Origin of the sequence: Campylobacter concisus, assembly GCF_902460705.1 — a bacterium.
Classification (GTDB): Bacteria; Campylobacterota; Campylobacteria; order Campylobacterales; family Campylobacteraceae; genus Campylobacter_A; species Campylobacter_A concisus_Z.
Genome location: NZ_CABPUP010000005.1, coordinates 100060 through 123971 on the forward strand (window position 1 = coordinate 100060; position 23912 = coordinate 123971).

18 protein-coding genes are annotated in these 23912 nt (G+C 38.4%); 17 read left to right on the forward strand and 1 reads right to left on the reverse strand.

Annotation, left to right across the window (positions count from 1 at the left end):
* The first annotated feature begins 156 nt into the window (after window positions 1-156).
* The 6 genes from F3G75_RS08110 (at window position 157) to F3G75_RS08135 (ending at window position 10159) form a co-directional block, all read left to right on the forward strand.
* Window positions 157-5187, forward strand: a complete 5031-nt coding sequence (locus F3G75_RS08110) for a retention module-containing protein (RefSeq protein WP_149717185.1) — start codon at window positions 157-159, stop codon at window positions 5185-5187.
* 100 nt (window positions 5188-5287) lie between these two features.
* Window positions 5288-5881, forward strand: a complete 594-nt coding sequence (locus F3G75_RS08115; protein WP_149717186.1) for a LemA family protein — start codon at window positions 5288-5290, stop codon at window positions 5879-5881.
* Window positions 5881-6735 carry a TPM domain-containing protein gene (locus tag F3G75_RS08120; protein WP_188115406.1) on the forward strand — a complete coding sequence of 285 codons (855 nt, stop codon included), beginning with the start codon at window positions 5881-5883 and terminating at the stop codon, window positions 6733-6735. The genes F3G75_RS08115 and F3G75_RS08120 overlap by 1 nt, the downstream gene beginning before the upstream one ends.
* A 66-nt stretch (window positions 6736-6801) precedes the next feature.
* A complete protein-coding gene (locus tag F3G75_RS08125) occupies window positions 6802-7482 on the forward strand; it encodes an ABC transporter substrate-binding protein (RefSeq protein WP_149717188.1) in 681 nt (226 codons plus the stop codon).
* A gap of 254 nt (window positions 7483-7736) precedes the next feature.
* Window positions 7737-8243 carry a hypothetical protein gene (locus tag F3G75_RS08130; RefSeq protein WP_188115407.1) on the forward strand — a complete coding sequence of 169 codons (507 nt, stop codon included), beginning with the start codon at window positions 7737-7739 and terminating at the stop codon, window positions 8241-8243.
* A gap of 233 nt (window positions 8244-8476) precedes the next feature.
* Window positions 8477-10159 carry a retron Ec67 family RNA-directed DNA polymerase/endonuclease gene (locus F3G75_RS08135; RefSeq protein ID WP_087576640.1) on the forward strand — a complete coding sequence of 561 codons (1683 nt, stop codon included), beginning with the start codon at window positions 8477-8479 and terminating at the stop codon, window positions 10157-10159.
* 9 nt (window positions 10160-10168) lie between these two features.
* Here F3G75_RS08135 and F3G75_RS08140 read toward each other — a convergent pair whose 3' ends face one another.
* The gene (locus tag F3G75_RS08140; protein WP_087576641.1) at window positions 10169-11266 is read right to left on the reverse strand and encodes a CinA family protein; all 1098 of its coding nucleotides are present in this window, start codon (window positions 11264-11266) and stop codon (window positions 10169-10171) included.
* 95 nt (window positions 11267-11361) lie between these two features.
* Between F3G75_RS08140 and ileS the strand changes: the two genes are divergently transcribed.
* The 11 genes from ileS to F3G75_RS08195 all read left to right on the forward strand — a co-directional run bounded on the left by ileS (window position 11362) and on the right by F3G75_RS08195 (window position 23839).
* Window positions 11362-14118, forward strand: a complete 2757-nt coding sequence (gene ileS, locus F3G75_RS08145) for an isoleucine--tRNA ligase (RefSeq protein WP_149717189.1) — start codon at window positions 11362-11364, stop codon at window positions 14116-14118.
* Window positions 14119-14217: 99 nt separating this feature from the next.
* Entirely contained in the window at window positions 14218-15576 is a 1359-nt protein-coding gene (gene gatA, locus F3G75_RS08150) for an Asp-tRNA(Asn)/Glu-tRNA(Gln) amidotransferase subunit GatA (protein ID WP_149717190.1), read from the forward strand.
* 4 nt (window positions 15577-15580) lie between these two features.
* Window positions 15581-17029, forward strand: a complete 1449-nt coding sequence (guaB, locus tag F3G75_RS08155) for an IMP dehydrogenase (protein WP_149717191.1) — start codon at window positions 15581-15583, stop codon at window positions 17027-17029.
* Complete coding sequence (metX, locus tag F3G75_RS08160) at window positions 17029-18135, forward strand: homoserine O-acetyltransferase MetX (protein ID WP_149717192.1); 1107 nt, start codon at window positions 17029-17031, stop codon at window positions 18133-18135. The genes guaB and metX overlap by 1 nt, the downstream gene beginning before the upstream one ends.
* A 3-nt stretch (window positions 18136-18138) precedes the next feature.
* On the forward strand, window positions 18139-18330 hold the full coding sequence (gene xseB, locus F3G75_RS08165) for an exodeoxyribonuclease VII small subunit (protein WP_004317712.1): 192 nt from the start codon (window positions 18139-18141) through the stop codon (window positions 18328-18330).
* Window positions 18323-19117: a carbon-nitrogen hydrolase family protein gene (locus tag F3G75_RS08170; RefSeq protein WP_149717193.1), complete on the forward strand. Its 795-nt coding sequence runs from the start codon at window positions 18323-18325 to the stop codon at window positions 19115-19117. Before xseB ends, F3G75_RS08170 begins: the two co-directional genes overlap by 8 nt.
* Before the next feature lie 119 nt (window positions 19118-19236).
* Window positions 19237-19590, forward strand: coding sequence for an MmcQ/YjbR family DNA-binding protein (locus F3G75_RS08175; RefSeq protein ID WP_149717194.1), 354 nt, complete (start codon window positions 19237-19239; stop codon window positions 19588-19590).
* Window positions 19591-19675: 85 nt separating this feature from the next.
* Window positions 19676-20983: a UDP-N-acetylmuramate--L-alanine ligase gene (gene murC, locus F3G75_RS08180; protein WP_149717224.1), complete on the forward strand. Its 1308-nt coding sequence runs from the start codon at window positions 19676-19678 to the stop codon at window positions 20981-20983.
* Window positions 20983-21300 (forward strand): hypothetical protein, encoded by a 318-nt coding sequence (locus tag F3G75_RS08185; RefSeq protein WP_149717195.1) that lies wholly within the window; start codon window positions 20983-20985, stop codon window positions 21298-21300. The genes murC and F3G75_RS08185 overlap by 1 nt, the downstream gene beginning before the upstream one ends.
* A complete protein-coding gene (locus F3G75_RS08190; protein ID WP_149717196.1) occupies window positions 21294-21638 on the forward strand; it encodes a hypothetical protein in 345 nt (114 codons plus the stop codon). The genes F3G75_RS08185 and F3G75_RS08190 overlap by 7 nt, the downstream gene beginning before the upstream one ends.
* Window positions 21635-23839 (forward strand): endonuclease MutS2, encoded by a 2205-nt coding sequence (locus F3G75_RS08195; protein ID WP_149717197.1) that lies wholly within the window; start codon window positions 21635-21637, stop codon window positions 23837-23839. The genes F3G75_RS08190 and F3G75_RS08195 overlap by 4 nt, the downstream gene beginning before the upstream one ends.
* The last annotated feature ends 73 nt before the right edge of the window (window positions 23840-23912 follow it).

Below are 23912 nucleotides of genomic sequence, written 5' to 3' on the forward strand. Positions count from 1 at the left end.
TCGCTTTTTACAAACTATTGATATTTAGAATTTATATATTTAATTAATATATTTTTTTCTTAAAAGATAAAATTTCTCATATAAAGTTATATCCTATAAAAATATTATATAATCAGGCAAAAATTTAAATAATACAAAAAATAATAAGGAGTAATCTTGGCTAAAGAAGCTGGAGTAGTAAAATTTATTAGTGGCAAGGCGGTCGCTATCGATCAAAACGGAAATGAGAGAGAGCTAAAAGTAGGTGACATCCTTTATATGGGAGAGAGTATCAAGACAAGTGATGCCGCTGATAAAATAACAATTGTTTCAAATAATGGAAAAGAGATTACGATCGTAGGCAATGATACACTTGCTTTAAATCAAAGTACTATAGGCGCGGAAGGCTTGGCAGATGTTAGTGATTTGCAAAATGCTATTTTAAATGGCGGAGATCTAACAAAACTTGAAGAGACTGCTGCTGGTGGAAACACTGCTGCTGGTGGTGGAGATGGTGTTAGCCTAAGTGACGCTAAATTTGCTGAGGGTGGCCACTATTCAAACATTAATGCAACATATAGAAATTTAAGTGATACAAACAGAGCTTTTGCATCATACGATAGCCCAATAAGCGGATACAATGGTGGAGATGATACTATAATCCCAAGCAATCCTCTTGTAACTTTTATAAGCGATCTTAATAACGATGGTACTTTAAGCAGGGTTGAGCATGCACGCGATACAAATTTAAATACATCAAAAGTTCTTATTACGATTCCAAATGATGGCACAGTAAGGGTCGGAGATATACTAAATATCACTATAACTAAGCCAGATGGTAATACTGAAAATAAAACAATTCCTATCACTCCAACTATCATAAGCAATGGTTATCAGTTTGATGCTCCAATACAGACTGGTAAAATTTCAAAAGTTGATGCAACTATTACAAATTTTCAAGGAAATGTTAGTGGCAAAAGTGAAGATAGCGTAACTTCAAGTGGCTTTAGTGCTCCAGAGGTTAAATTTACAGAAGATAACAGCCCTGATAATAGTCTATTAACATATACTGAAAATGCTAAAGATGGTAAATTAAATGAAACTCCAGTACTTGTAACTGTAAAAGATGTGATTGTTGGAGATGTGCTTCACATGACTTTAACAAAGCCTGATGGTACAACCGAGGTTAAAAGTGTACCTATAGATCAAAACATAATAGACAATGGATATAAGATAGATAATATGCCAGTTGAACACGGTAAGCCTTCAAAAGTAGAAGCTTACGTAGCAGATAGCACAAACACGATGAGAAGTGCAACTGCAAGCGACTCTACTACTCTTGATGTAAAACCGACTTTGAAATTTACTGAAGATACAGACGATAATATCTATCTATATGATAATGAAAATAAGCAAGATAACGACTTTAGAAGCACGACAGTAGAAATAACTCTACCAAAAGATGTAGTTATTGGCGATAAGATCGTTATAACTTATACCGATCCACTAACTAAGCAAGATACAACAAAAGAAATTTCTCTTACACAAGAGATGATTGATAATCAAAAAGTAAATACCTCTCTTCCGATATTTCCAGATGTAAGAACATCAGCTAGTGTTCATGTGGTAGATAAAAACAATGTTCGAAAAAGTGAAGAGTCAGATCAAGATAGTGTAATGCCTATTGGTAGAAATTTAGAAATGACATTACCAGAAGAAAAGACTCTTCATGAAATTTCAAGACAAGAAAGTACTGATGACAATGAAGTAAATAAAACCACAGCAAGGATTACTCTGCCAAATAAAATTGATAATGGCGATAAGCTTACGCTAACTATTACTGGACCTGATCCTGATGATCCTGTAAATAATCCATCTAAAACTTATACAAGAGAATTTACTATACATATGGATAGTAAAGGTGCTGTGACTAGTGTAACAGAAAACGGAACTTCTAATGTTTTAACACCGATAAAATCAGGTGACAATCAATATACCATTGATGTTTCTGGTATACAGCTAAAGCATGGAGAAGATACGACTATTAAGGCCAAAGTTACAAATTTAAATCCAAATAGGCATACATCCATAAATGAGTCAGAAGTATCGGCTAGTTTAGAATATGTAAAAAAACCTGAAGTTATCTTTGGAGAGGCTAATGGCACTAGGAGTATGAGCAGAGAGCAAGCTATGAGTGATGGTGATCTTGATAGCACAACAGTCACTATAAAGCTTCCTAAAAATGCAGTAAGTGGAGATAAACTAACTGTAACTATAAAAGAGCCAAATGAAGCTACTGCTAGAGAAATAAAATACACTATTGGAAAAGATAATAATGGTAAGTTCTTTGTAAAAGATAGCGATGGCAATAAAATAGATACAGAAATAGATGGTAGAAGCTTTAAAATTTCTGGCATTAAAACAGCGACTGGTCTAGAAACTAAAGTAACAGCTGAGATAAAAGATAAAGATGGTATTCAACATGCAGAAGATACAAGCACGGTTACTATCTCAAATATAAACGATATGGCGGTATATTTCAAAGAGGATACTGACCGTAACGTATCCTTAACGAGAGCGGAGAGCAAGGACGCGGATGGCGACCTACATAAAACGACAGTAGTAGTAAAAGTGCCAAATAACGTTATAGCTGGCGATGTGGTAACTGTAAAAATAGATAATGGCACTTCACCTAAAACTTATAAGGTTACAGGTAGAGACCCAAGCGGTAAAATCATGCTAGAAGATACTTCTACTCATGCTTCTATAACTGCAAGTGATAAAAATGAGATAGAAATTCCTGGCGTAGAGATCATTGCTGGCAAGACCATCAATGTAACTACTGAGACCACCGATGCAAGTGGCGGCAAGAAAGCCGAAGCTCAAAATCATAATACTCTTGAAAAGCTTCATGAAGACATGGAGATAACTTTTGAAAAAGATATCAATAATGATGGTATTTTGGGTAGTTCAGAGGCAACTGGAGCGACTACTATAGCAACTATCAAGCTTCCTTCAAATTTTGTTTTAGGTGATAAATTAATAGTAGAGTCACACAACGAAGACACGCCAAACAATAAAACGACCAAGACATATGAGATAGTAAAAGACAATAACGGCAAATTGATAGCCAAAAATGGCAGTGAAGAGCTTGATATTACCGATGATGCTGATAGCAATAAAGTGGTCAAATATACACTTGGCTTAACAGAAGATCATAAGACTATCATTAATGCCAAGGTTACTGATAATACTGGTGCTGATAAGGTTGAGACAAATAGCGATATCACACTTGATGCTCAAGGTAGCGGTTCTGGAACAGGCTTTAGGCTATTTATTGATGAAGATAAAGATAGAAATGGTGTTCTAAGTAGAGATGAGGCTATGAAGGATGGAAATTTAAATACCACTTCGGCAATACTTCAAATCCCAACCACTGTAAATAGCGGTGATATTATAAAAGTTAAGGTAAATGGTGGGGCAGAGAAAACTTATACCGTTGCTTCAAATGATGGTACAAACGTTACTATAAAAGATGCGGATGGCAGCATTGTTGCACTTGAGCCAGGAAATAAACTAAAAATTTCTGATGTTCATATAGATAAAGATCATCCAGCAGTGGTTGAAGCTACTATAAATGGAGTAACAAAGACAGCTAAAGCTACATTAGAATCAGTAGATACTAAAAATTTAAAGATTGAATTTGTTGAAGATAATGCAAGTAGAGACAATATAATAGACAGAGATGAAGCTATTTTGGACAATGATATAAAAAAGACAATTATAAGCGTTCAGGTGCCGCATAATGTCACAAATGGTGATAAGGTAGCAGTAACAATAAAAGAACCTCAAGCTAATGGTACAACAGGGTCTAGAACTATAACTTATACAGTTTCAAAAACTGCTAATGGTAAAATTTCATTAACAGATGATAGTGATACTACTCATACTCCACATGAACTAGAAAATAACACTATAAAAATTCCTGATGTTGCTATGCTCCCAGGTCGCGAAACTAGTGCAGTAGCTACTATAACAAATGGTGCTGAGACTACAACTAGTAGCGAAGCAAAAGCTAAACTTGCACCTTTAAGCGAAGCGGGATTAAGTGTAAGCATAGTTGCTGACAAAAATGACAATGGCATTATCTCAAGAGATGAGTCAGGTAGTAAAATTTCAAAGGTTTATGTTTCTATCCCAGGAAGTGTTGTAGCTGGTGATAAGATAGATGTTAAGATAACAAATCCTGATGGATCTACTGCGACTAATCATTACGAAGTTATAGGAAAAGACGTTAATGGTAAAACTACTTTAAAAAATATAGCAGATCCTATGCATCCGATTACACTAGGTAGGGATAATCCACTTGAACTTGATGCTACTATCGCAGTTGATAAAGAAACAAAAGCCGAGGTTACTCTAACTGACACATTTGGTGAGAGCAAAACAGTAAGCGATACAGCACATGCTGAAATAGATGCTATAAGAGGTATCATGTTTAATAAAGATATAAAAACCTCAGAAAGTGGCGAGAGATCTACTACGGTAAAAGTTTATCTTAATGAAGATGCTAGAGATGGAGATACAGTAGAGTTTAAATACACTGATCCAGACAACCACCATGCACTAACCAAGACTACAACATATACTCTATCGGCTGCAGATATAGCAAAAGGTACATTTGACCAAGAGCTTGATATCAATGCAAGATCAGCCTACGATCTAAATGTTAAAGCCTCACTTAAAACTTCAGATGGCTTAGAGTCTAAATCTTATGAGCCTTATAAACCACTTCATATAGGCGTTGAAAACTATACGGTTAAATTTGACGCAAGTAAAGATATGAAAGGTGGCGAAGGTCATGATACTTTGGTGTTTGATAAGCAAATAGTTGATCTTAGAGGCATTACTAATCTTAATTCAAAAGTAGAAAGCTTTGAAAATCTTGAGCTCAAAGGAGAAACAAAGATCAAATTTAATGCACAAAATATCCTTGATATCACTGATAATCCTGACACGGTGCTTAAGATAAAAGGTGGTGATGTTGATGCTAATGGCAATAAAATCACAAAAGTTGATCTAGTTCATAAATGGACCGAAGATCATTCATATGATACTGCTGGATTTAAAGGCTACTCAAGCATTGATCAAATAAATGGAAAAACTATCCATATCCAAATAGACGATAAAATCCACACCGATCTTTAATCCCCAAAATGAGTGCGTAAATTCGCACTCATTCCAAACTCAAACTCACATTATTTTTTAAGTCTTGTTTTACTAATATTTGCTCCTTAAAGGAGAAAATATGAAAAATTTAATAGCCGTTATTATAGTTATTGCTGCACTTGCTTTTGGTGCTTTTAAGTATATAAATTCATTTGTTGCACTTGATGAAAACGTAAATGCAAAGTGGTCACAGGTATTAAATCAATATAAAAGAAGAGCCGAGCTTGTACCAAATTTGGTTGAAACTGTAAAAGGCTACGCAGCTCATGAGCAAAAAATTTTTGAAGATGTGGCAAATGCTAGAAGCAAGAGCATGCAAGTAAGCGTTGATGCAAGTGGTCTTAGTGATGAAGCTAAGATGAAAGAATTTATGACAGCACAAAGCTCATTTGGTTTGGCACTTGGCAGGCTTATGGCAGTTAGTGAGAACTATCCGGAGCTAAAAGCAAATCAAAATTTCTTATCTCTTCAGAGTCAGCTTGAAGGTACGCAAAACCGCATAAGCGTAGCAATGCATGATTATATCGAAGCTGTAAAAGAGTATAACGTAGCCCTTAGAAGCTTTCCAAATAAATTTATAGCAAGTACTTTTTATCCTGAGCTAAAGCCAAAACAAAATTTTGAAATAAGTAACGAAGAGAAGATAAATCCAAAAGTTTCATTTGAGAAATGATGAAGAAAATTTTTGCTCTTTTATTTTTTACATTTTGCTTTTGTTTTGCCATAAATTTTAACGAGCAGATAAATGATGAGGCTCAAATTTTCTCTAAAAATGAGAAAGCTAAGCTTTTAAGTTTGGTGCAAAATTACGAGCAAAATAGTACGACGCAAATTGCTATCGTGACACTTAAATCACTAGAAAATAAAAGCATAGAAGAGATCTCTCTTGAGGTGGCTAGAGGCTACGAGCTGGGACAAAAACAAAGCAGTAATGGAGTGCTTTTAATAATCGCTCCAAACGAGAGAAAAGTACGTATAGAAGTTGGCTATGGGCTTGAAGGTGTGCTAACTGACGCTATATCAAGCCAGATCATAAATGATGTGATAGTGCCTAAATTTAAGCAAGGAGATATGGGCGGTGGCGTGATAGATGGCATAAGAGCCATCATAAAAGTGGCTAGTGGCGAAGAATTTGAAAGTGTGAGTGATGATGAAGAGATACCATTTGGAATAGTTGCCTTTTTTGCTGGCATGATCTCATGTTTTGTCTCTGGCTTTTTAGGTAAATTTTTTATGCGAATTGGCTTTAGTGCGTGTTTTGCAGGGCTTACATCTACGGTATTTGAGCAATTTTTTGGCGTACAAAATTACTTCATTGTCTTTGCTGTTGTGTTTGTAATATTTTTTATTATTTTAAAAAATGTCTTTAAAGAAAATACTCAAAGCAAAAATACACACAGTGACTTTAGGCGCGATAGATCAGACTCAAATAGCAGTGGCAGCGGACATTCAAGCAGTTCAAGAGGTGGTGGCTTTAGTGGCGGCGGAGGCGGTTTTGGCGGAGGTGGAGCAAGTGGCAGTTGGTAAAATTTCATCAAAGATTAGCTTGTAAAGCTCAAATCCTTTAAAATATATAAAAACTTAGGAGCAAAGATGCTAGCTGGCGAGCTGCTTAAAAGCCATTTTGCTAAATTTGATCTAGTGGCGGTGCTTAGTAAATTTTTAGAGCAAAGTCATTTTGATAAAGAAAAATTTGATCTGCTCAAACAAAATAACTTTAAAATTTTAGATAAAAATATAAAGCAAGAGATAGTTGGAACTGCAGGTTTTAAAGAGTTTTTTGATGAGAAATTTCAGAGCTTTTTATGCGAGCTTATGCAAAGTAAAGTTTTAATTGTTTCTGGCAAAGAGTATAAATTTAGCGAGCTTGAAATTTATACTTGTTTCGACGCAAATACCTATAAAAGGCAGTGTGAGGCAGGAGAGATTTACTTTCACAACTTTGGCTTTGACATATCTTTTAAAAGCGAGCCATCGCTTTATGGTGGCGTTTTAGTAAGAAGCCTAAAGCCCTTAAACGGGCAAAATTTTATCTTTGGGCCAAGAAAATGTGCCTTGCATATCTTAAATAGCAAAATGAGCAATTTAAACTTTGATCTAAAAGAGGCTGATTTTAGAAAGGATGAGATTACTCCTGCGCCACGTATTAGATCATTTGGCGATAAAAATCAGCAAAAAAATGATTGCCTTAGAGCATTTGCTGCTGAGTTTGAAAAAGCCTTAGAGTTTGATGAAAATTATAAAAAGAGATTAAATGCCTATAAAAAAGGGTGAGATTCATCTTTTTATCAGCTTTTGCGGTGAGAAATTTAGCCCAAAAATGCTAGATAAAAAAGATCGCAGAAGAGTAAAAAATACCCAAATTTAATAAAACAAAACTCATTTAAAATATCTCGCTACTTAAAATTTAAAGCAAAGATGCGAGGTAAAATCTGTCTTTCTCATAAAGAAAATATCGCAGTTTTAGCCATTTCAAAAGCAAAGATTGGAGTCGAAGATTTAAAAAAGAAATTTTAGCTCTAAAATCAATGAAGGATTTTAATAAATTTATCCTTGATGAAAATACAAGTGTGGCTTACGTGAGCGGCTTTGTAAAAGGGGCGCAAAGTGATGAGGTGCTAGAGCGCTACAACGCTTTTAGCCTAAATTTCGCTAGCTCACTAAATGAGAGCCTAACTCAGGCAAAAGAGCTAGCTCTAAAACTAAAAATAGCAGCGCTTGTGGTCGCGTTTTTACTGCTGTGGTTTTATTTTAGTGCGCTTATCTCGGCACTTGTGATGGGCGTCATCATCTTTGGCGTGCTTCTCACACTCTTTATCTTTGCCATTTTTGGCATAAATTTAAGCATTTTTGGCGTCTTTGGGCTCATCCTTGCAAGCGCTGTTGGGATTGATTACATGATATTTGCGCTAAATGAGAGCCTTGGCGAAAAAGAGCGAATTTATGGTATTTTTTGCGCATTTATCATGAGTTTTATCTCGTTTTTTACGCTATCTTTTAGCCAGACTGCCCCGCTCTTAGCGTATTTGGATTAAGTGTTAGCCTTTGCGTGCTGATATATGGGCTATGTGCTAGCGTTTTATCTTGTAAAAGAATTTATTTTAAAGTTACAAATGCAGTGTAAAATAGTATTTTAAGGCGTAGCTAGATTTTGTACTTGTGTTTCGCAAGTATTGACTAAAATGTTATAGAGAGTTTTATCTATATCAGCAATATTAATACATGGCATTCTATGCGCTTAATGAGTATAAAATTTTAGGCTCTTATTATGTTGGATAAATTAACTACGTTCGATCAATTTGCAAACTTAATAAAAATTAAAACCGTGTTACTTAAAAAGTTGTTATATAACATAACAGCAGGCAAAGCATATATTTCATTTGATATTCCAAAAAAAAGTGGTGGATATAGAACAATCCATGCTCCTAAAAAAGAATTAAAAAAAATCCAAAAATCTATAGTTTTTAAAATTTTAGATCACATAAGAGAAACAGAAAAGGATAAACATATAAAAACAAATATTTCGCATGCATTTGAGAAAGGAAAAAGTATTATTACGAATGCAAAAATTCATAGAAATAAAAAATTTATTCTAAATATTGATCTTAAAGATTTTTTTGACAGTTTTCATTTTGGAAGAGTTGCTGGCTACTTTGAAAAAAACAGAGAATTAAAATTCTCTAGAGAAACTTCTATTTTATTAGCAAAAATATTTTGCTGTGATGGTAAATTACCGCAAGGCGCTCCGAGTTCTCCTATAATTTCAAATTTGATCTGTAATATTTTTGATATGAGGATACTTAAGCTAGCTAAAAAATTTAAGCTTGACTATACAAGATATGCTGATGATTTGAGTTTTTCTACGAATGATAAAAATTTTATAAAATTCTATGATGATTTTATGACTAAACTTAACAATGAAGTAAAAAGAGCGGGTTTTAATATTAATGATAAAAAAACGAGACTTTTATATAAAGACTCTAGACAAGAAGTAACTGGTCTTATTGTAAATAAAAAGATTAGTATAAAAAGGGAATATGTAAAAAGTACGAGAGCCATGGCAAACACACTATATAGCAATGGATCTTTTCATATTAATGAAAAAGAGGCTACTTTAAACCAGCTTGAGGGTAGGTTTAACTTTATAGATCAAATAGATAGATATAATAATAAAATTCAAAAAGTAAATAAAAATAATAAATTAAATTCTAGAGAAAAGGAATATCAAAAATTTCTTTTTTATAAATATTTTTATGCAAATAATAAGCCATTGATTTTAACAGAAGGAAAAACAGATATTCTTTATATTAAAGCAGCTCTTAAAAATTTATATAGTGACTATCCAAAACTTATTGAAAAAGTTAATAATAAATTTAATTTTAAAATATCTTTTTTAGAAAGGAGCTCGCGACTTGAATATTTTTTTGGTATCACAAAAGATGGTGCGGATAGTTTAAAGAATATCTACAATTACTATTCTGGAAAGGATGGTAAATTGAATCTTCTTAATTTTTTTGAAAAAAAAGAAATTAAATCATGCAAGCCAGTGATTTTGTTTTATGATAATGAACTACAGAAAATAGATGGAAAAGAAAAACCGCTATTGAAATTTATTAACAATGCTCCAAAAGAAGATCGAGATAATTTTAAAAAAATAATACAAAAAAATTTATATAACAAGCTTTTGGGTAATCTTTATTTGGCAACTATACCGATTGTAGATACCAATAAACAAGAGGCTGAAATAGAAGATCTTCTAAATAAAGAGGTATTAGAACATAAAATAAATAACAGAAGCTTTTCAAAGGATCCTAAAAACGGGAATGAATATGGAAAAAATGAACTTTCAAAATATGTTTTTAAAAATTATAGTAATATAAATTTCCAAAATTTTAAAAAATTACTCGATACTCTACAAAATATAATTGAAGAATATGAAATAAAAATATAAAAATATATTTTAAGCAAAAAATATCTCGCTTTTTAGGCGAAGTAGGCATAGATAGGCGCTCAGGACGCTCTGCTCTCTAACGTAGTTGCGCTCGCCTTTTAAAAGAAGTCTCTCAACCTCGATATTGCCGTTTCTATCGCCAGCTGCGACATATACCGTGCCAACTGGCTTGCTAGCTGTGCCCCCACCAGGTCCTGCGATACCGCTAATGGCAAGCGCAAAGTCCGCATTTGTCGTGCTTAGAGTGCCTTTTACCATCGCTTTTACGCAAGGCTCGCTCACAGCTCCGTAAGTATCTAAAATTTCATCCTCAACGCCCAGCCACTCATGCTTTATGTGATTTGCATAAGTCACTAGCGAGCCATCAAAGCTAGCCGAGATACCTCCATATCTTGCAAATTTCGCCGCCGCAAGCCCAGCCGTGCAAGACTCGGCAAATGAAATTTTAAGCCCTTTTTGCATAAGTTTGTTTGCCACGAAGGCAATCACATCTTTTTGTGGGATAAATTTTTGTGAAAATAGTGTTTTTACCCCTTGCAAAAAGCTCTCAATCTGGCCAAATTTATTACTTTTTGCTCTTACTAGTATTAAATTTGGTAGGATCTGCGCAAGGGTTATATCGACTTCGTAAGTTTTAGCAAGTGGCAGCATAAGGATCCTCGCGCTATCTGCGTCGATGTCTATTAGATGAAAGTAGCTAAAATCAGGTTCATACTCTATCAAAAACTCGCCTAGTTCTTCATTTGGATTGGCTTTTATGAGATTTATCTGAGCGTTATTTAGCTTGACCAAAAAGCTATTTTTTGAGTAGTCTAAGCTGTCTTTAAGCGCAAGAGTCATGCTATCTTTTAGCTCGAGTGAGCCCCCAGTTAGAGTCGCTATGATCTTTGCCGCGATGGCAAAATTTTCGTCAGAGCCAAAAATGCTTACAAAGTCGTAATCTTTTGATAAATTTTCGATGATAAAAGGTAGCTCTTTGCTATTTTTTGGAGCAAAACTTACCACTCCAAGCTCGCCAAAATGATCCTCGTAACTTTGAAAAATGTAGTTTAGAAATTCTCTATTTATCTCAAGATCTTCGCCTATTATCAAGATACTTTGTCTCATTTTTAAGCTCCTTTTTTTACCTCATTATACTATTTTTCAGTGTGATTTAACCAGCACAGGTGTAAAATTAGCAAATTTTAAAATCAAGGTAAAAAATGGACTACAAAGAGACACTTTTACTCCCAGAGACAAATTTTCCGATGCGCGGAAATCTCCCACAAAATGAACCACAAAGACTAAAATCATGGTACGAAGAGCGCAAGGTTTACGAAAAAATGAAGAAAAACCGCCAAAATGCGGTTAAAAGTTTCAACATCCACGACGGCCCTCCGTATGCAAACGGTCACCTACACATCGGCCACGCGTTAAATAAAATTTTAAAAGATATCATTACAAAAACGCACTATTTTTACGGCGAAAACGTCCGCTACGTGCCAGGCTGGGACTGTCACGGCTTGCCTATCGAGCAGCAAGTCGAAGTAAAGCTTGGCGATAAGAAAAAAGAGCTTAGCAAGGTCGAGATCAGGGAGCTTTGCAGGCAGCACGCGAGAGAATTTATAGACATTCAAAGAAATGAATTTAAAAGCCTTGGCATCATCGGCGACTTTGAAAATCCATACATGACGATGAAATTTGAGTTTGAGGCTGACATCTACAAAGCGCTTTGCGAGATCGCTAAAAAGGGGCTTTTAGTAGAGAGAAGCAAGCCAGTTTATTGGAGCTGGGCGGCTAGATCGGCGCTAGCTGAAGCCGAGGTTGAGTACGAGGAGAAAGAGGACTATTCTATTTACGTAGCATTTGAGCTTGATAGCGACGCACTAGAAAAGCTTAGCGTAAAAGAGGCGAGCGCTGTCATATGGACGACCACACCTTGGACGCTACCAGCAAATCAAGCTATAAGCCTAAATCCAGATGAAATTTACGTGCTAACAGCTGAAAATTTGATCTTTGCAAAGCCACTACTTGAAAGCGTCGTGCAAAGCGGACTAAGCAAGGGCGAGGTCAAAAAAGAGTTTAAATCAAGCCTGCTTGAAAACACTCACGCGGTAAATCCACTAAACGGCAGAAAGTCTCAATTTTTACTAGGCGATCACGTTATGATGGACGGCGGCACTGGACTTGTTCATACAGCTCCAGGTCACGGCGAGGATGACTACTACGTATGTTTGAAATATGGCTTTAGTGAAATTTTAATGCCAGTTGATGATAGTGGTTGCTATGATGAGAGCTTGAAGCACCACGGACTATTTAGAAGCGACGTGGTAGATGAGTTTGTCGGTATGCATATCTTTAAAGCAAATGAGAAAATTTTAGAGCTACTTGGCAAAAAATTACTTAGCGTCTCTAAATTTAGACACTCTTATCCATTTTGCTGGAGAACGCATAAGCCTGTTATTTATAGAGCTACAAAGCAGTGGTTTATAGCTATGGACGAGGCTAAACTAGGTGGCAAAACGCTTAGACAAACAGCACGCGAGGAGCTTGAAAAGGTTAAATTTTACCCAAGCGTGGGCATAAAAAGAATAGGCTCGATGATAGAAAATCGCCCAGACTGGTGTATCTCTCGCCAGCGTGACTGGGGTGTGCCGATCGCGTTTTTCAGAGATAAAGCGACAAAAGAAGTTATATTTGATAGTGAAATTTTAGACCACATCGTGGCTATCTTTAGAGAAAAAGGCGCTGATGCGTGGTGGGCGCTAAGCATAGACGAGCTTTTACCAAAAGGCTCAAAATACAAGGCTGAAAATTTAGAAAAAGTTATGGACATCCTTGACGTTTGGTTTGATAGCGGCTCGACATGGCATGCGGTCTTACAAAGCGACAACTACGACGCTGGCAAATACCCCGCAAGCATGTATCTAGAGGGCTCAGATCAGCATAGAGGCTGGTTTCAAAGCTCGCTTCTAGTAAGCACAGCTATAAATTCTCACGCACCTTATGAGAGCATCCTAACTCACGGCTTTACTGTCGATGCTAAGGGCGAAAAGATGAGCAAGAGCAAGGGCAACGTCATCGCTCCACAAGACGTGGCGAAAACTCACGGCGTGGAAATTTTACGCCTTTGGGTTGGCATGAGTGATTACTCAAGCGATCTAAAAATCAGCGAAGATATATTAAAACAAATAAGCGAGCAATACCGCAAAATCCGCAACACTATACGCTTTTTACTAGCAAACGTAAATGACCTTGAGAGCTTAAATACAGAGTTTAACATCCTTGATAAATGGATATTAGCACGCGCTAAAAAGGTCTTTGACGAGGCGAGTGCTTGCTTTAGAAATTACGACTTTTCAAAGGGCTTTAACATCCTTTTAAATTTCCTATCAGCCGATCTTAGCGGCGTATATCTTGACGTTTGCAAAGATAGACTCTACTGCGACGCAAAAGACGCTCCAAGAAGAAGATCAGCTCAAAGCGCGATGGCGATCATCACAAAGGCACTTTTGCCACTCATCGCTCCAACGCTTACTTACACCGTAGATGAGGTTATGGACTACGCTCCAAAGATCGTCAAAGGCGAGGCAAAAGACGCGTTTGACCTAGTCTATGAGCCAATCAAATTTGACCTTAGTTTTGAGGATGAGCTGCTTTTTGCCAGCAGGGAGAAATTTAACGAGATCGTGGATGTTCTTAAGAAGGATAAAAAGATAAAATCAACTCTAGAGCTAAGCCTAGAGACCACAAACCACAACATCACAAGCTACGACGAGCGCGAAGTGGCCGATCTTTATATGGTAAGCTCAGTTAGAGCTTATGATGATAGCGAGCCACTAGCTGAGTTTGAGCTGGAGGGCGATAAATTTAAGATCATAGCAAGCAACCTTCACAAATGCCCAAGATGCTGGAAATTTAACGCTAGCAAAGAAGATGCGCTATGCCCAAGATGCGAAGAGGTCATAAGTGCTAAGTGAGCCAGTAAGCGCAACTATCATAGTCGCAACGATCGCTGCGGTGGTCGTTGTTAGCTTGTTTGGCATATTTTTGGTTAATAAATTTAAAGGATAAAAATAGTGGTAACTTTAAAAGAAGCTTTAAAATTTTCAGCTGAAGAGATAAAAAATTTAAGAGCCGAGCTTGAGGCAAAGATCATAAAAGAAAAAGAGCTTGGCGCTTATGTTGAGCAGCTAGCAAATTTAGAGATCGCAAAACTAGGCGAGGGCGTGCCTATCGCTATAAAAGACAACATCCAAGTAAAAGGCTGGAACGTCACGTGCGCTTCTAAAATTTTACAAGGCTACGTAGCACCTTATAACGCAACTGTTATCGAGAAGCTACTTGGCAAAAATTTAGCTCCATTTGGCCGCACAAATATGGATGAATTTGCGATGGGAAGCACGACTGAGAGCTCATTTTACGGCAAAACACTAAACCCACTAAATCACGCTCACGTCCCAGGTGGCAGTAGCGGTGGCTCGGCAGCAGCAGTCGCAGCTGGCCTTGCAATAGCCGCACTTGGTAGTGATACTGGTGGCTCGATCCGCCAGCCAGCGGCATTTTGTGGATGTGTAGGTTTTAAGCCAACCTACGGCAGAGTGAGTAGATATGGCCTTGGTGCCTACTCAAGCAGCCTTGATCAGATAGGGCCGATCGCTCAAAACGTAGAAGACGCAGCCATTTTATATGACGCGATCGCTGGACACGACTCAAAAGATAGCACGAGTGCAGATGTACCGTTTATTAGCGTTAGCGATAAGATAGATGGCAACAAAAAACTAAAAATTTGTGTCATCAAAAACTACGTAGAAAACGCAAGCGAGCAGACAAAAGCTGCTTTAAATTTAGCTATAGAGAAGCTAAAATCACACGGCCACAGCGTAGCTTACACAAATTTTGAAGACTCAAAATATGACGTCGCAGCCTACTACATCATTGCAACCGCAGAGGCAAGCGCAAATTTAAGCCGCTACGATGGCGTAAGATATGGCAGACGCGCAGATGCTAGAAATTTAAAAGAGCTATATATAAACTCACGCTCTGAGGGCTTTGGTGAAGAAGTAAAAAGAAGAATTTTGCTTGGTACCTTTGTGCTAAGTAGCGGATACTATGATGCTTACTATATCAAAGCGCAAAAAGCAAGAGCGCATATAAAAGCTCAATACGAGAGAATTTTAGAAGAAAACGACCTTATATTTATGCCAGTAGCTCCGAGTACAGCCTATAAATTTGGAGCACACAGCGATCCACTTCAAGCATATCTAAGCGATATTTACACTATCAGCGTAAATTTAGCAGGCCTACCAGCTATCTCTGTGCCAGTTGGCAAAGATGATCTAAATCTAAATATAAGCGCACAGCTAATCGCAAAAGCATGGGATGAACAGACCTTGATAAATGGTGCCAAGAGCCTAGAAAATTTAATAAAAGGATAAAAATATGAAGATAGTAAAGAGAGCTTTAACATTTGAGGATGTGCTTCTTGTACCGCAATACTCTGAAATTTTGCCAAAGCAAGTTGATGTAAAAACCAGGATCAGCAAAAATGTAACGCTAAATATCCCGATCGTCTCTGCTGCGATGGATACGGTGACTGAGCATAGAACTGCTATTATGATGGCAAGGCTCGGCGGTATCGGCGTCATCCACAAAAATATGGACGTCGAAAGCCAAGCAAAAGAGGTCAAACGCGTCAAAAAAAGCGAAAGTGGCGTCATCATCGATCCTATCTTTATAAATCCAGAAGCAACCGTGGCTGAAGCTCTAAGCCTTATGTCAGATCTTCATATTTCAGGCGTTCCAGTCATCGACAAAGACCGTAAACTAATAGGAATTTTAACAAACCGCGATTTGAGATTTGAGACAAATATGAGCACTTTGGTAAAAGACCGCATGACAAAGGCACCGCTTATCACTGCACCAAAGGGCTGCACGCTTGATGATGCGGAGAAAATTTTCTCTCAAAATAGAGTTGAAAAACTACCTATCGTCGATAAAGACGGCAAGCTTGACGGTCTTATCACTATAAAAGATCTAAAAAAACGTAAAGAGTATCCAAATGCAAACAAAGACAGCTACGGCAGACTTCGTGTAGCAGCGGCTATTGGTGTGGGTCAGATTGACCGCGCTAAAGCACTTGTCGATGCTGGTGTAGATGTCATTGTCATCGACTCAGCTCACGGCCACTCAAAGGGCATTATCGACACTTTAAGAGAGGTAAAAGCAAATTTTAATGTCGATGTCGTAGCTGGCAATATCGCAAATCCAGCGGCCGTAAAAGACCTAGCAGAAGCAGGAGCGGACGGCATAAAAGTGGGCATTGGACCTGGATCAATATGTACCACAAGGATCGTTGCTGGCGTTGGCGTGCCTCAAATTTCAGCTATCGATGACTGCGCAAGCGAGGCAGCAAAATACGGCATCCCAGTTATTGCAGATGGTGGCTTAAAATACTCAGGCGACGTAGCAAAAGCCCTTGCAGCAGGCGCAGCTTGCGTCATGGCTGGTAGCTTGCTTGCAGGTTGCGAGGAGAGCCCAGGCGAGCTTATAACATTCCAAGGTCGCCAGTACAAAGTATATCGTGGCATGGGATCGATCGGCGCTATGACAAAGGGCAGTTCAGACCGCTACTTCCAAGAGGGTACCGCTCAAGACAAGCTTGTACCTGAAGGTATCGAGGGTCGTGTGCCATTTGCTGGAAGCATAAAAGATGTGATACATCAGCTAATAGGCGGCCTAAGAAGCGCTATGGGCTATGTTGGCGCAAAAGATATCCCAACTCTTCAAGAAAGAGCTGAATTTGTCGAGATAACAAGCGCAGGACTTAAAGAGAGCCACGTTCACGACGTAGTTATCACTCACGAGGCACCAAACTACAAAGTTAATTAGTGTTAAATCTACAAACTAAAACTATTAAATTTAACGAGCCACTCTATCTTGAGAGTGGCCGTATACTATCAAATTTCAAGCTTATTTATGAGACTTATGGCACGTTAAACGCTGATAAAAGCAACGTTATCGTGATCTGCCACGCTCTAACTGGCTCGCACCACGCAGCTGGCACTTACGCAGGCGATGAAAAAGCTGGCTGGTGGGACGGGTTAATAGGCAGCAAAAAGGCGGTCGATACAGATAAATTTTACGTTATTTGCGTAAATATACTGGGTTCATGCTTTGGCTCGACTTCGCCACTAAGTGTAGATAGAAGCAGTGGTAAAGAGTATAGGCTAAATTTCCCAGTCCTTGCCATAAGCGACGTAGTAAAGGCGCAAATGAGGTTATTTAGCGAGCTAGGCATCACAAGAGCAAGAGCCGTGATAGGTGGCAGTCTTGGCGGTATGCAAGCACTTTGCTACGCTATTGAGTTTCCAGAATTTGCACAAGATATCATCATGCTTGCAAGCACCTATCAGACTAAGCCTTGGGCGATAGCTTTTAACAAAATAGCCATCGAAGCCATTTTAAACGATGAAAATTTCAAAAACGGCGAATACGATGCGGAATTTATAAGAAAAAATGGTCTAAAAGGTATGGCTTACGGCAGGATGGCAGGGCATATCAGCTTCTTAAGCCCTGATAGTATGGATGAGAAATTTGGACGAAACTACGTCGAGACTGACGGCCTTTACGAGCTTTCTGGGCGCTTTCAGGTGGATCGCTACATGGAGTACAACGGCTACAACTTCCCAAAGAGGTTTGATCCACTAAGCTACCTATATATCGTAAAAATGATGAACATCTTTGACTGCACAAGGCACTATGACAACCTAAAAGACGCCCTTGCGCCGATCAAAGCAAATTTACACTTAATCGCTTTCAAAGGCGATCTACTCTTTCCTCCAGGCTGTATGAGAGAAATTTACGACGCACTTTGCGAGATGGGCAGAGGCGCAAAGACAAATTTTGTAGAGATAGATAGCAACTACGGCCACGACGCCTTTTTGGTCGAGATAGAAAAATTTGATGGATATATAAAAAATATATTAAAAGGATAGAAAATGGAGCAAAAAGAGCAAAGCTTTGAAGAAAAATTAGCCCTAGCAGATAAAATTTTAAACGATCTAAATAAAGATGATGTGAGCTTAGAAAATAGCATAAAGCTGCACGAACAAGGCAAAAAGCTCTTAAATGAAGCAAGAGAAATTTTAGAAAATGCAAAACTTAGCATAAAGCAGGTGGATGATGAGTAGAATTTGTGCTCTTCAGCTACCAACGCAGCCTTTAAGTGAGGCAAGGCTTGATTATTACCTAAAAATTTGTGCTGACGAAAACGCAAGGCTGGTTGTGCTTGGTGAATATGTGCTAAATAGCTTTTTTAAAGAGCTCATTAGCATGCCAAAAAGCCTTATAAAAGAGCAAAGCGAGCGCAAAAAAGAGGCTCTTTTTGCAATGGCAAAAAAGTATGATCTAAATATCGTTGCACCCATTGTAAATCTAAAAGGCAAGGAAATTTTTAAAAGTCTAGCTAAATTTACCTCAACACAAGTAAAGCTATATGATCAGCAAATTCTAATGCCTTACGCTCACTGGAACGAGGCGAAATTCTTTAATAACACAAGCGATGAGCTAAATTTGCCTGTCTTTACATATGATAAATTTAAGGTCGGCGTCATGTTTGGCTATGAGGCGCACTTTGATGTGTGCTGGGCGTATATGAGCGCTAAGAAGGTCGATATCGTGCTCGTGCCAACGGCTTGTACATTTTTCTCGCAGGTGCGCTGGGAGGAGCTTTTAAAGGTTAGAGCTTTTACAAATAATGTCTACGTGCTGCGCGTAAACCGCGTAGGAAGCCACAAGAGCGATGATACGCAGTGGAGCTTTTACGGCGATTCGATGCTTATTAATCCGTTTGGTGAAGTTAAAAATAGGCTCGGCAAGAACGAAGAGATGATGATCGATGAGCTTAACAAAAAGGAGCTTAGCGAGGCTAGAAGCATCTGGGGCTTTATGCAGATAGAGGCTAAATTTAAAAGATGAAGCGCTGTGCCTAGGTAGAAAAGAGCAAATTTAGCAAAAGTTATCGCGATTACGAGTTGGGTAATGTGACATCACGACTACGAGAATGAGCGCTCTTTAAAGGAATTTTGGAGTGAAATTTGAAACGAAGCGAGATTGAAAAATATATAAAAGAGAAATTTGACGTTTTGGGCGAGCAAATTTTCCCAAAATATCCAAATTTTAGCGCCTTTCGCCATAAGAAAAATGAGAAGTGGTTTGCACTGCTTATGGATATAAGTGCAAGCAAGCTAGGTCTTGAAAGTGACGAGATAATAGAAGTTTTAAATCTAAAATGCAGCCCTGATCTAGCCATGGTGCTAGTTGATGAAGAGCAAATTTTTAAAGCATATCACATGAATAAAAAGCACTGGATAAGTGTAAATTTAAACTCCAAAATCTCACAAAAAGCCGTTTTTGATCTGATAGATGAAAGCTTTGAGCTAAGCAAATAAAAGCCATTTTCAGCCTTAAATTTAGTAGTTTTTGTTAAAATCACGAAAAACTTAAGGATAAAATTTGCAAGAGCTAAACAACGAGATCAGAAAAGTCCATTTCATAGGCATCGGCGGCATCGGCATCTCAGCCATCGCTAGATTTTTACGCGAAAAGGGCCACAAGATAAGCGGCAGCGACATCAAAGAGAGCAAAACGACGCTAGAGCTAAAAGATGAAGGCATCGAAGTCATCACGCCACACTGTAAAGAGGCGATAAAAGACCAAGACTTCGTGGTCTATTCAGCTGCGATAAAAGAGGATAATATCGAGCTAGTGGAGGCCAGACGAAAGGGCATAAAGTGCTTTTCTAGAAAGGAAATTTTGCCTTATGTGCTTGAGGATAAGTGCGTTTTTGCAGTAGCTGGCGCGCACGGTAAGAGTACGACCTCTGCGATGTTAGCAAGCCTCATTGAGGGTTCAGTGATTATTGGTGCTATCTCAAAACAGTTTGGCTCAAATATGCGCTATGCTAAAAGCGATAACGTCGTATTTGAGGCGGATGAGAGCGACTCAAGCTTTCTAAACTCAAACCCATATCTAGCCATCGTCACCAACGCAGAGCCAGAGCACATGGAGCACTATGACTATGATCTAGCTAAATTTTACGCAGCCTATAAGGGCTTTTTGGAGCGCGCGAAAGTTAGGGTGATAAACGCTGAGGACGAGTTTTTGAGCACGCTTAAGCTTGATGCGATCAGACTCTTTCCAAGCACTGACATCACCGAGCTTACGATGGTTGTAAGAGACTATCAGCCATACACCAGCTTTAACCTTAAAAATTTAGGCAAATTTGAAGCCTTTGGCATGGGTGAGCACATCGCTATAGACGCATCTTTGGCAATTTTAGCTGCGATGCACGAGACGCCGCTAAAAGACATCAGAGAAAATTTACTAAATTTTAAAGGTATCAAAAAGCGTTTTGACATACTTAGCGCAAACAAAAATTTCGTCCTAATCGACGACTACGCGCACCATCCAACCGAGATAAAAGCGACGCTAAAATCAGTCTTTGAATACGCCAAAATTTTAGGCATAAACAGCGTCACAGCGATATTTCAGCCACACCGCTACACAAGGCTTAGTACAAATTTAGCCGGCTTTAAAGAGTGTTTTAAAGGTGTTGATGAGCTTGTTATCTTGCCAGTTTATGCAGCCGGTGAAAATCCGATCGAGGTTGATATGAAGAGCGAATTTAGCGAGTATAACCCGATCTTTACAGATAAGGTCGAGCGAGTCGAGGACGGCATCGAATTTACAGATGAATTTGGCGTAAAAAACCGCCTAAGTGACGGCATCGTAGTTGGTTTTGGAGCGGGCGATATCAGCGTGCAGCTAAGAGGCGGCTACTAATGGATCTAAGTAGCTTCAAGCACCAAGATGAAAATGAAATTTTAAAAGAGATAAAAGAAAAAGAGCTAAGCGAGGATGAAATTTCTAGCCTTATAAATTTAGGTAAAAAAGATATCTTGATCGCGCTTGCAAGAGAGCAAAAGCTAAGTAGTGCTCAGATAAAAGAGATGTTGCCAAATGCCCCGTATATGGCTGTTTGTTTGCTAGTTGAAAAACAAGATATCAGTGAGGTTAGGGCAGAAATTTTAGAAAAGATTGAGCCTCATGCTGAGCTTTACAAAGAGCTTATCGCAAAATATAAAGGCGTGAAATGGTAAGAAATTTAATCCTAATCGCTGGCTTTATTGTACTTTTTGGAGCGATCTGGGCGATAAAAGATGAAAAAATCAGCAAAGGCATAAAAGCGCTCGTTAGCGCGGTGCTTGTAGCGATCCTTGCTTGTGTCTATTTTTACGAAGAGAATTTATCAAAGAACGAGGACGCCATCTCAAAGCTAGTTAGTGATTTTGAGCAGGGCAAAACACTAAAATGTGGCGACTATAATGTGAGCAATAAAAAATTTAACTACGAATTTGGCACGGCATCATTTTTACCAAAACGAGAATTTAACGAATTTTCAGGCGTGATTGTGCCTATAAAGAGTTGCGAACAATGACTCAGGATATATTTGCAAAGCTTGATCTAAACGAGTATTTGGATAAATTTCACTCCTTTTTAGCAAGGCAAAAACCGCTATTTTTACAAGGCGACAGCAAAATTCACTTTGAAAACATAAACGAACTTTCCAAGTATGATTTCAAGGCACCAGACGAGATAAAAAATTTAGATGACGCACTTATGAGACTTAGCAAGCAAGCGGTGCTTCACATCAGTGAAATCTACGAGTTTGCAAAGATCATTAAGTATTTCTCATATCTAAAAAAGCAAAAATTTGAAGGCAGACTTGGCGAGTGGATCGCAAAGGTAGAAATTCCTGAAGTGATGATTACTTTGGCAAATAGTTTTGATGAGAATGGTGAGTTTAGTGACAGCGTAGATGAGAGATTTTATGCGATAAAGCAGGCGTTTAGCGAGAAAAAACGCCAGATCGACGCTGAGCTTAAAAAACTCATCTACTCAAAGCATATCACGCCCTATCTAGTTGATACCCAGACGCACTACATCAACTCGCAAGAGGCACTTTTGGTGCGTGGCGGCTTTAATCACGCCTTAAAAGGCACCGTGATCGCTAGAAGCTCAGGCGGCTACTTCTATGTCGCTCCTACAAGTACTGAGCGCCTAAAAAAGGAGCAAAGCGAGCTACTTGATAGAAAAGAGGAGATCATTTTTGAATACTGCAAGAAATTTAGCCTGCAGATGAGCAAGAGTCTGCTTTTTTTAAAATTTATAAATAACGCTTTTGATCAGTTTGACGCATATCAAGCTCGTGTAAATTTGGCTAGGTCACGTGATTATGAGTTTGTTTTGCCAAATAGCTCGCATGTCATAAAGCTTGAGAAATTTGCTCACCCAGCGCTTAAAAATCCAAAGAGCGTGAGTGTGGATTTTAGCAAAAAGGTGCTTTTAATAACCGGCGTAAATGCTGGCGGTAAATCGATGCTCTTAAAATCAATCATCTCAGCCACGCTACTTGCAAAGTATCTGCTACCTATGCGTATCGACGCAAACCGCTCAACTATCGGCTCTTTTAAAGAATTTGACGCGATCATAGAAGATCCGCAAAGCGTGAAAAACGACATCTCGACCTTTGCTGGCAGGATGGTGCATTTTGCAAAGCTTTTTACTAAAAGATCAATCATCATCGGCATCGACGAGATCGAGCTTGGCACCGACTTTGAAGAGGCTGCTAGCTTGTATGGCGTCATGATAGAGCGCCTCATCACTCAAGATATCAAAATGATCATCACAACCCACCACAAACGCCTTGCGATGTTGCTAGCTAAAAACCCCGAGGTTGAGCTAGTGGCAGCACTTTACGACGAGGCGGCTCAAAGGCCTAAATTTGAGTTTTTAAAAGGCACGATCGGCAAGTCTTATGCCTTTGAAACGGCGGCAAGATACGGCATATCTCAAAATTTAGTGGCTCAGGCTAAGAAAATTTACGGCGAAGATAAAGAGAATTTAAACGAGATCATCACAAAGACGCTAAATTTACAAACCAAGCTTGATGAGGGGATAAAAGAGGTCACGGCAAAAGAGGAGCGGCTGGAGCGTTTGCTCGAGGAGCAAAAAGAGCTAAAAGAGAAAAATGAGATCAAGCTAAATGCGACTATTTCACGTCTGGAAAAAGAGTATTATGAAGCGATAAATGCGGCAAAAGCGGTTATAAATTTCAAGGATATGAAAGACAAACAAAGAGCGCTAAATGTGGCAAATGAGAAAAAAGCTGCCATCGTTAAGCCTAAAAAAACTGAGCGCGAGAGCCTAAAAGTAGGCGATATAGTGAAGTATGAAAATATAAAAGGCACAGTTCTAAGCATCTCTAAAAATGACGCGATGATCGAGTCAAATGGCATAAATTTACGTGTACCGCTTGAGCTTTTAAGAAAAAATGGCAACGAAGTAGTCTTGCCTAAAAAAGGTGGCGTGAGTTTAAGTGTCGATAAGCCAAAAACTGCCTCACTCTCGCTTGATCTGCACGGCATGAGAGCTGACGAGGCGATAGCAAAGCTTGATAAATTTATCTCAGATAGTCTTGTTATGGGATTTGATGAGGTTAGCGTATTTCACGGCATCGGCACTGGCAAGCTCGCCTTTGCTGTTAAAAATTTCTTAAAAGAGCATCCAAGTGTGAAAGAATTTTTTGACGCACCAGCAAATCAGGGTGGATATGGAGCTAAAATAGTCAGGCTTTAACTTTTTTCCAAAAGTTAAAATTTATTTTAAGGTTGATATAATCAGTGTAATTACACAAAACAAGGGAAGTAAC